Origin of the sequence: Amycolatopsis sp. Poz14, assembly GCF_006704225.1 — a bacterium.
GTDB classification, from domain to species: Bacteria; Actinomycetota; Actinomycetes; order Mycobacteriales; family Pseudonocardiaceae; genus Amycolatopsis; species Amycolatopsis nivea.
The window spans coordinates 9,352,189-9,364,052 of record NZ_JACLHD010000001.1 but is presented as its reverse complement, the minus strand read 5'-3'; the positions used below and the strand labels follow the sequence as shown (position 1 = coordinate 9,364,052).

Annotated in this window: 9 protein-coding genes and 1 other RNA gene; 9 read left to right on the top strand and 1 reads right to left on the bottom strand. The window is 69.2% G+C overall.

Translation table 11 applies throughout. The annotated features are described in order from the left end of the window. Positions 1 to 30 precede the first annotated feature (30 nt). The 3 genes from ssrA to FKO37_RS43460 all read left to right on the top strand — a co-directional run bounded on the left by ssrA (position 31) and on the right by FKO37_RS43460 (position 2,456). Positions 31 to 405: a transfer-messenger RNA gene (gene ssrA / locus FKO37_RS43470) on the top strand. Between the two features lie 205 nt (positions 406 to 610). Then, complete coding sequence (locus FKO37_RS43465) at positions 611 to 1,690, top strand: type IV toxin-antitoxin system AbiEi family antitoxin (RefSeq protein WP_238608153.1); 1,080 nt, start codon at positions 611 to 613, stop codon at positions 1,688 to 1,690. After that, positions 1,659 to 2,456, top strand: coding sequence for a hypothetical protein (locus FKO37_RS43460; RefSeq protein WP_238608152.1), 798 nt, complete (start codon positions 1,659 to 1,661; stop codon positions 2,454 to 2,456). The genes FKO37_RS43465 and FKO37_RS43460 overlap by 32 nt, the downstream gene beginning before the upstream one ends. An 83-nt stretch (positions 2,457 to 2,539) precedes the next feature. Here FKO37_RS43460 and FKO37_RS43455 read toward each other — a convergent pair whose 3' ends face one another. Then, positions 2,540 to 3,325: an IclR family transcriptional regulator gene (locus FKO37_RS43455; protein WP_238608151.1), complete on the bottom strand. Its 786-nt coding sequence runs from the start codon at positions 3,323 to 3,325 to the stop codon at positions 2,540 to 2,542. Positions 3,326 to 3,495: 170 nt separating this feature from the next. Between FKO37_RS43455 and hutH the strand changes: the two genes are divergently transcribed. The 6 genes from hutH to FKO37_RS43425 all read left to right on the top strand — a co-directional run bounded on the left by hutH (position 3,496) and on the right by FKO37_RS43425 (position 11,702). Next, positions 3,496 to 5,022, top strand: a complete 1,527-nt coding sequence (gene hutH, locus FKO37_RS43450) for a histidine ammonia-lyase (protein WP_037818304.1) — start codon at positions 3,496 to 3,498, stop codon at positions 5,020 to 5,022. Positions 5,023 to 5,024: 2 nt separating this feature from the next. Then, positions 5,025 to 6,686 (top strand): urocanate hydratase, encoded by a 1,662-nt coding sequence (gene hutU / locus FKO37_RS43445; protein ID WP_043832335.1) that lies wholly within the window; start codon positions 5,025 to 5,027, stop codon positions 6,684 to 6,686. After that, entirely contained in the window at positions 6,683 to 7,879 is a 1,197-nt protein-coding gene (locus tag FKO37_RS43440; RefSeq protein ID WP_238608150.1) for an allantoate amidohydrolase, read from the top strand. Before hutU ends, FKO37_RS43440 begins: the two co-directional genes overlap by 4 nt. Next, complete coding sequence (locus FKO37_RS43435) at positions 7,876 to 9,180, top strand: formimidoylglutamate deiminase (protein WP_238608149.1); 1,305 nt, start codon at positions 7,876 to 7,878, stop codon at positions 9,178 to 9,180. The genes FKO37_RS43440 and FKO37_RS43435 overlap by 4 nt, the downstream gene beginning before the upstream one ends. Then, on the top strand, positions 9,168 to 10,313 hold the full coding sequence (hutI, locus tag FKO37_RS43430; protein WP_037818308.1) for an imidazolonepropionase: 1,146 nt from the start codon (positions 9,168 to 9,170) through the stop codon (positions 10,311 to 10,313). The genes FKO37_RS43435 and hutI overlap by 13 nt, the downstream gene beginning before the upstream one ends. A 183-nt stretch (positions 10,314 to 10,496) precedes the next feature. Next, entirely contained in the window at positions 10,497 to 11,702 is a 1,206-nt protein-coding gene (locus tag FKO37_RS43425) for an NAD(P)/FAD-dependent oxidoreductase (protein WP_107051184.1), read from the top strand. Positions 11,703 to 11,864: the final 162 nt, after the last annotated feature.

The following is an 11,864-nucleotide window of genomic DNA, read 5'->3' as shown; positions in this document are numbered from 1 at the left end:
TTATGATGGTGAGGTTACAAGCACCTACAAGGGGGTGAACGGTTTCGACTCTGGACGTTGAATCAAGGGAAGCGTGCCGGTGCAGGCGAGAGACCACCGTAAGCGTCATCGCAACCTAATAAGCGCCAAGGCCAATAGCCAGCGCGACTTCGCTCTCGCTGCCTGATCGCAGTAGAGCAAGTCTGTCGGCCCGGGGTCGCCTCCGACCCGGTCGCCGGCATCAGCTAGGAGGCTTACCGCCGGTCCCGGCCACGGGGCCCGGTAGGGAAGCAAACAGTGGCTGGGCTCGTCACTTCAGCTTGTTCGCGTGACTGAAGGGGCCAAGCAGAGACATAGCGGACTGCGCACGGAGAAGCCTTGAGGAGGCGCTAGAGGACCCGGGTTCAATTCCCGGCACCTCCACTCGATTCGCGGGAGAGCCCTGCCAACGCTTGCGCGTTGGCCAGGGCTCTTCTTCGTCCTTGCCTTTGGGGGTCGGACCCCCAAACCCCCGCCAGGGGGCTGCGCCCCCTGGACCCCCATCGTGGTGGTTGCGTTGCGTGGGCTGGGTGCGTTGGGTGGGTTGGGTGCGTGGGTTGCGGGGAGGGTTGGGTGTGTTCAAAATATGAGCATGTTCAGTTCAGATGAACATGCGGGTTTGCTGAACGCGATGGGCTGGCCTGCTGAGGTGCGAGCCAGGCTCGAGGAACTTGGCTTGCGGGTCGAGGTGCTCGACGCCGAGGCATCGGCTCCCGATGGCCCGCGCGGACGTCAGATGGATGCCGTCGTGCGGCTCACCACGGAGTCTGGTGCCGTCCGGACGTACGGGGTCGAGATCAAGCGGCGGATGACCGCGGAGCTGGCCACGGCGGTCCATTTCCCGTCGGCGCTTCCGCCGCTGTTGTTCACCGCGCACCTCGGTGATCCGGTCGCCGAACGGCTGCGTGCCCGGGGGATCGACTACGTGGACACTGCGGGCAATGCCCACCTCGCGTGGGATGACGTTCTGATCGACGTACGAGGCCGCCGCAAGCCTGCCGCGTCTGCAGGGCGAGCCTCGATGCGAGGCGCGGGAGCCTTTGGCCGAGCTGGCCTTCAGGTTCTGTTCGTCCTGCTCAGCTGGCCGGAGGTGACTGGCTTTTCCTACCGTTTGCTGGCTGCGCTGAGCGGTGTGTCGCTCGGTACGGTCAAGACGGTCATCGACGAACTCACTAATGCCGGTTACTTGTACCAGGCAGGAGACAAGCGACGGCTTGCCCGCGGAGCCGAACTGCTTGACCGGTGGTCGGAGGCGTACACGATCACTCTGGAACCTGCGCTGGCCCTCGGCGAATTCGAGGCAGCAGACCTTTCGTGGTGGCGGAATTCGCAGGAAGCACTTTTTTCCCTGCAAGCCCAAGTAGGCGGGGAAGCGGGGGCCAGCCTTCTCGATCCGCATTTGCGGCCCGCCTCACTCACGCTTTACGTCGAAAGCTTGCCTGTCCGGCTCATCGGTCAGCATCGCATGGCACGGGCGGAAAAAGACGGCAACGTGCACATCCGGACCCGGTTCTGGAAGGAGCCCGCGCCCCAGCCGTGGTCGGAGTCCTGGATCGTGCCCTCTCCCCTGATCTACGCCGACATGCTTGCCTCCGGAGATCCGCGCCAGCGCGAGCACGCAGACCGTATTCGGAGCAGTGATGATCGACTTAAGCGCATCGACCGAACCTGATCTTCATCTCGCCGCGAAAGTACTGACTCGGGTGGACGCCGTCGCCAAGGCGGTGAAAGTCGATTATCTCGTGGTCGGGGCAACGGCACGCACGATCTTGTCGGTCGGACTGGTCGGCAGCCCGCCTGAACGGGCCACCCGGGACATCGACATCGCCGCTGCAATGGGCAACTGGGACGATTTCGAACGATTTGCGGCCAGGCTGAAACGGCGTGGCAGAAGCGTCCATTCTTTTCTGGTAGAGGGCGTCGAAGTCGACGTGGTGCCCTACGGAGGCATCGAGGAGGAAGGCCGGACCATACTCTGGCCCGACGACCATCGGATGAACGTCCGGGGGCTGAGCGAAGCCGTTGCGTCGGCCGAGCAGGTGCTGCTGCCCGGCGGGCTCGTCGTCAAGATTCCCGCAGTGCCCGCGTTGGCCTTGCTCAAGCTCCTGACCTGGTGGGATCGTCGCTTCGAGACCACCCGCGACGCCATCGACCTCGGGACGATGATCGGCTGGTACTCGTCGGGGCCATATCTGGAACGGCTCTATGGAGAGGAAAACAAAGCCCTCGAACGGCAGGACTACGACCCCGCTCTCGCGGGAGCCTGGCTTTTGGGAACGCACTTGCCTGGTCTGCTAGATGCCGAAGGGGTTGAGGTATTGCTCGACATCGTCGGCGATGACGACGTGCTGGGCCGGTTGGCCAACGATGTTCGCCTCGTTCGGGCACCGGACCTTATTTCCGCGTTGGCCGACGGCATCAAGGAAGCGGTTGCCTAGGCGGAATGGGTGTCCGGCACCGGCCCTCAGTATCGCGGGAAGCTTTCTGTGCCACCGGTTGCCGTGCGAGCGGAGCTCGGATCTCATTTTGGGCGGGTGCCGCCGATGTGTGTGGTTAGGGTTGCGGCTGTTGCGGCGACGGCTTCGGCTAGGTCGGGGAAGGTCTCTTCGCAAGGGCCCTCGTCTGGGCAGAGGTGGCGCAGTGTCACGCTGATCGCGGCCATCGGCCTGGAGCCGTGGTCGAACACTGGGGCGGCGACAGAGGCGAAGCCCGCTGTCACGTGACCGTCTTCTACTGACCAGCCGAGGCGGCGTTCGGTCGCCAAGGTGCGGCGTAGTGCGGCCAGCGAATTGGGGCCGCGCGGAGTGCGCAGGACGAACGACGTGGCGGCCGGGAACAGGGCGCGGACGTGTGCGGCTGGCAGGTGTTGCAGCATCGCGCGGCCGGACGCGGTCAGGTGCGCGGGCAGTCGCACGCCGACATCGGTGACGAGGGTTTCCGGGCGGGCTGGGCGTTCCTTGATCAGGTACAGCGATTCGTTGCCGTGCAGGACGCCCAAATGCGCGGTGTGGCCGATGCGGTCGACGAGTTTGCGCAGCAGCGGTCCGGCCAAGCGCTCCAGCGGGTCGTGGCGCAGGTAGGCCGAGCCGAGTTCGAAGGCGGCGATGCCGAGGCCGTAGCGGCGTTCGGCGGGCAGATGGGTGACGAAACCGGCCGCAGTCAGTTCGTTGAGCAGGTGATACGTCGTCGACCGAGGCAACTCCAGGTCGCGCGCGATGGCCGCGGCCGAGACCGGGCCCGCGTGGCCGGCGAGCAGGCGCAGCACGGAGAGGCCGTTGCGCAGGGCGGGAACGTCGGAACTGCTCACTGGGCCTCCTCCGGAAGTGGCGCGAGGGGACCCCTCGCACTGCCCGAACGGAGTATGAGGGGTCCCTTCGCGCCGGTGGTCGAGGCTCTCGCCACGTGTTGTCTTGAATACCAGACACTACCGCGAACTCCGCTCTGTCGCGCGGGCCCGCCGGGAGGTGCAATGGCGACATGCCGGAACCAGTCCTCCTGAGCTCGAAGCCGATGACCGCGGCGCAGGTTGTCGACATCGTCCGTGGGCACGCGCACGTCGGGCTCGCCGAGACGGTCGAGAAGAACCTCGCCGCCACCCGCCAGCACATCGAAGACCTCGCCGACGCCACGTCGCCGACCTACGGGGTCTCGACCGGGTTCGGCGCGCTCGCCACGCGCCACATTCCCGTCGAGAGCCGTACCGCGCTGCAGCGCAGCCTGATCCGTTCGCACGCCGCGGGCGCCGGGCCCGCGGTGGAGCCGGAGGTGGTGCGCGCCCTGATGCTGCTGCGCCTGCGCACGCTGGCCAGCGGTTACACCGGGGTGCGCCCGCAGACGGCGCAAACGCTTGCGGCGCTGCTCAACGCGGACATCACGCCGGTCGTGCACGAGTACGGTTCGCTCGGCTGCTCCGGCGACCTCGCGCCGCTGGCCGCGGTCGCGCTCGCGTTGATGGGCGAGGGCGAGGTGTTCCACGCGGGCGAGCGGAAGCCCGCCGCGGACGCGTTGCGGGCGGCCGGGATCACGCCGCTCGTGCTGGCCGAGAAGGAGGGCCTCGCGCTCACCAACGGCACCGACGGCATGCTCGGAATGCTGCTGCTCGCCGCCGCCGACCTGCACCGGCTGCTGGACGTCGCCGACCTCACCGCGGCGATGAGCGTCGAGGCGCTGTTGGGCACCGACCGCGCGTTCGCCGCCGATCTGCAGGCGCTGCGCCCGCATCCCGGCCAGGCGACCAGCGCGGCGCGGATGTTCGCGGCGTTGCAGGGGTCGAAGATCGTGGAGAGCCACCGCGGCCCGGACTGCAACCGCGTGCAGGACGCGTACTCGCTGCGGTGCGCGCCGCAGGTGCACGGCGCCGCGCGGGACACGCTGACGCACGCGGAACTGGTCGCGGAGCGGGAACTCTGGTCCGCGGTGGACAACCCGGTGGTGCTGGCCGACGGCCGGGTGGAGTCGAACGGCAACTTCCACGGCGCGCCGGTCGCGTACGTGCTCGACTTCCTCGCGGTGCCGGTGGCGGACGTGGCGAGCATCGCCGAACGCCGCACCGACCGGATGCTCGACCAGGCGCGTTCGCACGGGCTGCCGCCGTTCCTCGCGCACGACCCCGGCGTCGACTCCGGGCACATGATCGCGCAGTACACGCAGGCCGCCGTGGTCAGCGAGCTGAAGCGGCTCGCGGTGCCCGCCTCGGTCGACTCGATCCCGAGCAGCGCGATGCAGGAGGACCACGTGTCCATGGGCTGGTCCGCCGCGCGCAAGCTGCGCAAGGCGGTCGACGGCCTGACCACCGTGCTCGCCGTCGAACTGCTCACCGCTGCCCGCGCGCTCGATTTCCGCGCGCCGCTGCAGCCCTCGCCGGTCACCGGACGCGTCCGGGACCTGCTGCGCACCAAGGTCGAGGGTCCTGGCCCCGACCGTCACCTGGCGCCCGAGATCGCGGCCGCCGAAGAACTCGTGCGGTCGGGCGCTGTCCTGGCCGCGGCCGAACTGGAGGCCTGAGCATGACTAGCACCGCCCGTACCGTCCGCGCCGCCCGCGGCACCTCGCTGACCGCGAAGAACTGGCAGACCGAGGCCGCGCTGCGGATGTTCCACAACAACCTCGACCCCGAGGTCGCCGAGCGGCCCGAGGACCTGGTCGTCTACGGCGGCACCGGCCGCGCCGCGCGCAACTGGGCGAGCTTCGACGCGATCACCCGCGAGCTGACCGCGCTGGAGCAGGACGAGACGCTGCTGGTCCAGTCCGGCAAGCCGGTCGGCGTGTTCCGCACGCACGAATGGGCGCCGCGGGTGCTGATCGCGAACTCGAACCTGGTGGGCGACTGGGCGACCTGGCCGGAGTTCCGCAGGCTCGAGCAGCAGGGCCTCACCATGTACGGGCAGATGACCGCCGGTTCGTGGATTTACATTGGCACGCAAGGCATTCTGCAGGGCACCTACGAGACGTTCGCCGCGGTCGCGAAGAAGCGCTTCGGCGGAACCTTGCGCGGCACGCTCACCGTCACCGCCGGGCTCGGCGGCATGGGCGGCGCGCAGCCGCTCGCGGTCACGATGAACGACGGCGTGGCGTTGTGCATCGAGGTCGACGCCCAGCGCGCGCACCGCCGCGTCGAGCACCGCTACCTCGACGAGGTGGCCGACGACCTGGACGACGCGATCCGGCGGGTCACCGCGGCGAAGAAGGAGCGGCGGCCGCTGTCGGTCGGCGTGGTCGGCAACGCCGCCGAGGTGCTGCCGGAGCTGCTGCGCCGCGACGTCGAGGTGGACATCGTCACCGACCAGACGTCGGCGCACGACCCGCTGTCCTACCTGCCCAAGGGCATCAGCGTGGACGACTGGCAGGACTACGCGGCCAAGAAGCCGGACGAGTTCACCGACCGGGCGCGCGAGTCGATGGCCGAGCACGTCGACGCGATGCTCGGGTTCCTCGACCGCGGCGCCGAGGTTTTCGACTACGGCAACTCCCTGCGCGGTGAGGCGAAACTCGGCGGCTGCGAGCGCGCGTTCGACTTCCCGGGCTTCGTGCCCGCCTACATCCGGCCGCTGTTCTGCGAGGGCAACGGGCCGTTCCGCTGGGCCGCGCTCTCTGGCGACCCGGAGGACATCGCCGCGACCGACCGCGCGATGCTCGAACTGTTCCCGGAGAACGAATCGCTGGCCCGCTGGATCAAGATGGCCGGCGAGCGCGTGGCGTTCCAGGGCCTGCCCGCCCGGATCTGCTGGCTCGGCTACGGCGAACGGCACCTGGCCGGTCTGCGCTTCAACGAGATGGTGGCCAGCGGCGAGCTGAAGGCCCCGGTCGTGATCGGCCGCGACCACCTCGACTCGGGCAGCGTCGCCTCGCCGTACCGCGAGACCGAGGGCATGGCCGACGGCTCCGACGCGATCGCCGACTGGCCGCTGCTCAACGCGCTGGTCAACACCTCGTCCGGGGCGAGCTGGGTGTCCATCCACCACGGCGGCGGGGTCGGCATGGGCCGGTCCATCCACGCCGGGCAGGTGAGCGTCGCGGACGGCACGCCGCTGGCGGCGCAGAAGCTGGAGCGGGTGCTCACGAACGACCCGGGCATGGGCGTCATCCGGCACGTCGACGCCGGATACGACCGCGCGGCCGAGGTCGCCGACGAGCGTGGCGTGCGGGTGCCGATGCGGGAGCAGGCGTGACCGCATCCGGGCTGCTCGGCGAGATCGCCGACGTCGGGCGCGACGCCCGGCGCGGCGGTTACTCGCGGCACGCGTTCGATGCGCCGGAACACGACCTGCGCACGTGGTTCGTCGAACGGGCGCAGCAACTGGGCCTCGACGTCGAGACCGATCGCAACGGCAACCTGTGGGCGTGGTGGGGCGCTCCTGGTGCGGACGCGGTCGTCACCGGCAGCCATCTGGACTCGGTGCCGGGCGGCGGCGCGTTCGACGGTCCGCTCGGCGTGGTGAGTGCGCTGGCGGCGGTGGAAGCGTTGCAGGCCAAGGGTTTCCGTCCGGCCAAACCGTTCGCGGTGGTGGTCTTCGCCGAAGAGGAGGGCGGGCGCTTCGGCGTGCCGTGTCTCGGTTCGCGGCTGCTTACCGGGACGATCGACGCGGACCGGGCGCGGGCGCTGCGGGATCCGTCCGGCGTCACGTTCGCCGAGGCCGCGGCGAAGTCCGGGCTGGACGTGGACCGGGTCGGCGCGGATCCGGACCGGCTCGGGATGATCGGGCAGTTCCTGGAACTGCACGTCGAACAGGGCAGGGGGCTGATCGACCTCGGGTCGCCGGTGGCGGTCGGCAACACGGTGATCGCGCACGGCCGGTGGCGATTCTCCTTTGCCGGACAGGGAAACCACGCGGGTGCGACCTTGCTCGCGGACCGGGTCGACCCGATGCTGCCCGCCGCGGAGACCGTGGTCGCGGTGCGGCGGCTGGCGCGGAAGACGTCGGACGCGCGGGCGACTGTGGGACGGCTGGTGCCCACGCCGGGCGGGACGAACGTGATCGCGTCCACTGTGGACATGTGGCTGGACGCACGCGTTCCGGGCACTGCGACGCCGGCGCTGGTCGAGGAGATCACTCAGGCGGCGCGGGCCGCTGCCGAGGCGGAAGGGTGCGAGCTGGCGGTCACACGAGAGTCGTACTCCGACGACGTGGTGTTCGACGAGACGCTGCGGCGGTCGCTGGGGGAGTGGCTGGGCAATCCGCCCGAGCTGCCCACCGGTGCCGGGCACGACGCGGCGATCCTGTCGGGATTCGTGCCGTCCGGGATGTTGTACGTCCGCAATCCGACCGGGATCAGCCACGCGCCGGAGGAATTCGCTGAGGCGGACGACGTCGAGGCCGGTGCGCGGGCGCTCGCCGAGGTGCTGGAGCGGCTCGCGAGATGACCACGTACTGGTGCGAACGGGCCTGGCTGCCCGACGGGGTCGCGGAAGCGGTCCGGATCGAGATCGCCGACGGCCGGATCGTTTCGGTGACCGCCAATGCGGAGAAGACCGGGACCATCCTCAATGGACTGACGCTCCCCGGGTTCGCCAACGGGCATTCGCACGCGTTCCACCGCGCGTTGCGGGGCCGGACGCACCACGAGCGGGGCACGTTCTGGACGTGGCGGGAGCGGATGTACTCGCTTGCCGCCCGGCTCGATCCGGATTCGTACTACCGGCTCGCCCGGGGCGTTTACGCCGAGATGGTGCTGGCGGGGTACACGAGCGTCGCCGAGTTCCACTATCTGCACCACGGTCCGGGCGGCAAGCCGTACGCGTCGCCCAACGCGATGGGCGACGCGTTGCGGCAGGCCGCGCGGGACGCCGGGATCCGGATGACTCTGCTCGACACCTGTTATCTCGCGGGCGGCATCGGCGTGCGGCCGGACGAGGTGCAGCAGCGGTTTTCGGACGGTTCCGCCGAGAAGTGGGCGGAACGCGTTGCGCTGCTGAAGGAAGACGACCTGTTCCGCGTTGGCGGGGCGATCCACTCGGTGCGTGCGGTGCCGGAGTACGAGCTGCCGAAGGTGGACAGCGCGGTGCCGAAGGACCGGCCGTTGCACATCCACCTGTCCGAACAGCGTGCGGAGAACGAGCAGTGCGAGGCCGCGTATCGCTGGACGCCGACCGGGTTGCTCTGGGATTACGGCGTGCTCGGCGAACGGCTCACCGCGGTGCATGCGACGCATCTGACCGAGCAGGACATCAAGTGGCTGGGTGATTCCCGAAGCGGTGCGTGCTTCTGCCCGACCACCGAACGGGACCTCGGCGACGGCATCGGCCCGGCCCGGAGCCTGCTGGACGCGGGCGCGCGGCTCGGCATCGGGAGCGACAGCAACGCGGTGGTCGACGCGTTCGAGGAGACCCGGGCGCTGGAGCTGGACGATCGGCTCGCCAGCGAGGAGCGCGGCCGGTTCACCGCGGAAGAACTGCTCGCCGCCGGCACCGAGCACATCTCCGCGGGCTGGCCGGAGACCGGCACTCTCGCGGCTGGTGCTGGAGCCGACCTGGTCACGGTCGCGACGGACACGGTGCGCACGGCCGGGATCGAACCGTCCGGCGTGCTGTTCGCCGCCGCGGCCGCGGACGTCCGTACCGTGCTGGTGGCCGGACGGGAAGTGGTGCGCGACGGTGCGCACGTGCTGATCGAACGACCGGAAACCTTACTGGCCAAGGAGATCGAGGCGCTGTGGCAGTTCTGATCACCGGAATCGGGGAGCTCACCACGAACGACCCGGAGCTGGGCAAGCTCCGCGACGCCGCGCTGGTGCTCGACGGCGAGACCGTCGCGTGGGCGGGTCCGGCTGCGCAGGCACCGGACGCCGACGAGCGCGTTGACGTCGAGGGTCGCGCCGTTCTGCCCGGATGGGTCGACAGCCACACCCATCTCGTGTTCGCGGGCGACCGTACCGCCGAGTTCGAGGCGCGGATGGCCGGACAGGCTTACGCGGCAGGCGGAATCGCGGTCACCGTTGATGCGACGCGGGCGGCTTCGGACGAGCAGCTGGCGGCGAATCTGCGTCGACATGTCGAGGAAGCGGCTGCACAGGGCACGACCTGCCTGGAGACGAAGACGGGATACGGCCTCACGGTCGCTGATGAGGCACGGTCGGCGCGGATCGCGGGCGAGGTCGCGGACGAGGTGACCTTCCTGGGAGCGCATCTAGTGCCGCCGGGTGCCGACGCGGAGTCCTATGTGGACTTGGTCTGCGGCGAGATGCTGGACGCGGTCGCGCCGCACGTGCGGTGGGCCGATGTGTTCTGCGAAACCGGGGCGTTCGACGAGGCACAGTCGGCGCGCGTGCTCAAAGCGGCGGCGGAGCGCGGGCTTGGGCTGCGGGTGCACGGCAATCAGCTCGGCGAAGGGCCGGGCGTGCGGCTGGCGGTGGAGCTGGACGCGGCGAGTGTCGACCACTGCACGTACCTGAGTGATGCCGACGTCGAGGCGCTCGCGTCGTCCAACACGGTCGCGACGATCCTGCCCGCGTGCGATCTGTCCACCAGGCAAGCGCTGGCACCGGCGCGTCGACTGCTGGACGCCGGCGCGACGGTCGCATTGGCCAGCAACGCCAATCCCGGCAGCTCGTACACCACGTCGGTGGCGTTCTGCGTGACGACGGCCGTGCTTCAGCTGCGGATGACTGTCGACGAGGCGGTGTGGTCGGCGACCGCCGGCGGGGCGCGGGCACTTCGCCGCGACGACGTCGGCTACTTGCGCCCGGGTGCGCGGGCGGATGTGCACGTACTCGACGCGCCGTCGACTACGCATCTCGCTTATCGGCCCGGGGTCCCGTTGACCCACTCGGTGTGGCGGAAAGGGGCAAGGGTGCGTTAATCGGTGGCGACGGCGTCCGCGGCTGCGCTAACGTGAAAGGGAACAGGACGCGCGAAAGACCATTGTCCGGTATGGGTTAGGCCGGACGACTCATTCGCTCTGTTTCCGAGCGCCCGGCTAAGGCGGGCCGAGCCCAGTGCGTCCCTCTCGAACCAGAACGTTGGTACGGAAGGGACTTCGCTGATGGCGAATAACGTGAACGACGCGGACAACACTGTGCTCGTGATCGGGGCCGGGCTCGGCGGGTTGTGTCTCGCGCAGGGCCTGCGCAAAGCCGGGATCCCGTGCGAGGTCTACGAACGCGATTCCGCGCTGGACGCGCGTCGGCAGGGGTATCGGCTGCACATCGATTCCCGCGGCGACCAGGCGTTGCGGCAAGTCCTGCCGCCGCACCTGCACGAGTTGTTCCTCGCTACCTCGGGCCAGCCGCGCAACGCCACCACGATCTACGACAGCCAGCTGACGCCACGCACCGAGTTCGTGCTGGACGACGGCGAGGTCCAGCGCAACGTCAACCGGTTCACCCTGCGGCAGATTCTGTTCGAGGGCCTCGACAACGTCCATTTCGGCAAAGAGTTCGTCCGGTACGAGAAGCACGACAACGGCGTGATCGCGCACTTCGCCGATGGCACGCAGGCGCACGGCGCGGTTCTCGTCGGCGCGGACGGGGTGAATTCGCCGGTGCGCCGCCAATATCTCCCGCACGCGCGGGTCGTCGACACCGGATTGCGCCAGCTGTACGCGAAGATCCCGCTCACCGAGGCGACCCGGGAACTGTTCGACTCGGAGATGTTCGCCGTGTTCAGCATCGTTTCCGGGCCGCACAAGCAGATGATCGGGTTCGCGCCGGTCGACTACCCGGAGCCGATCGCCGACGCCTGCGCGCGGCTCGCGCCGCAGGTCCGGCTCAGCCCGGACGAGCCGTACATGACCTGCGCTTTCGGTGCGCGCCAGGAAGTCTTCGGGCGGACGGACGACGAACTCCGCGCGCTGTCCGCGGACGAGATGCAGCAGCTCGTGCTCGACCGGGTCGCGGATTGGAACCCGCGCGTTCGCCGGATGGTCGAAAGCTGGCTTCCGGACTCGCCGTTCCTCGTTTCGATCCGGACCAGCGTGCCGATCGGGCCCTGGGAGCCGTCGCGGGTGTGCCTGGTCGGCGACGCGATCCACGCGATGAGCCCGGCAGCCGGGGCGGGCGCCAACACCGCGATGCGCGACGGTGCCGCGCTCGCTGCCGCGTTGAGCAGCGGTTCGGCGGATGCGATCGGGGAATACGAGGCGGAAATGCGCCGGTATGGCTTCGCCGCGGTCCGGGAATCCGCCGCGAACGGGGCGCAGCATCTGGGGCAGAACCCCTTGCCGGAAATGTTTTCGGCGTCCTTTTCCTGACCGGGTACGGGGGCAGAGTTCCTGCTCCCGCGCCCAGCCCCGCGCGCAGTCCGGAAGCTCAACGGCGACGATGAAAAAGGACCAGCAGGTGAACGGCGGAAAACCGGCGGCGTCGGCAAGATCTCGTTCATTCAGAGTTCAACTACTGGCCATTCGCTGAGG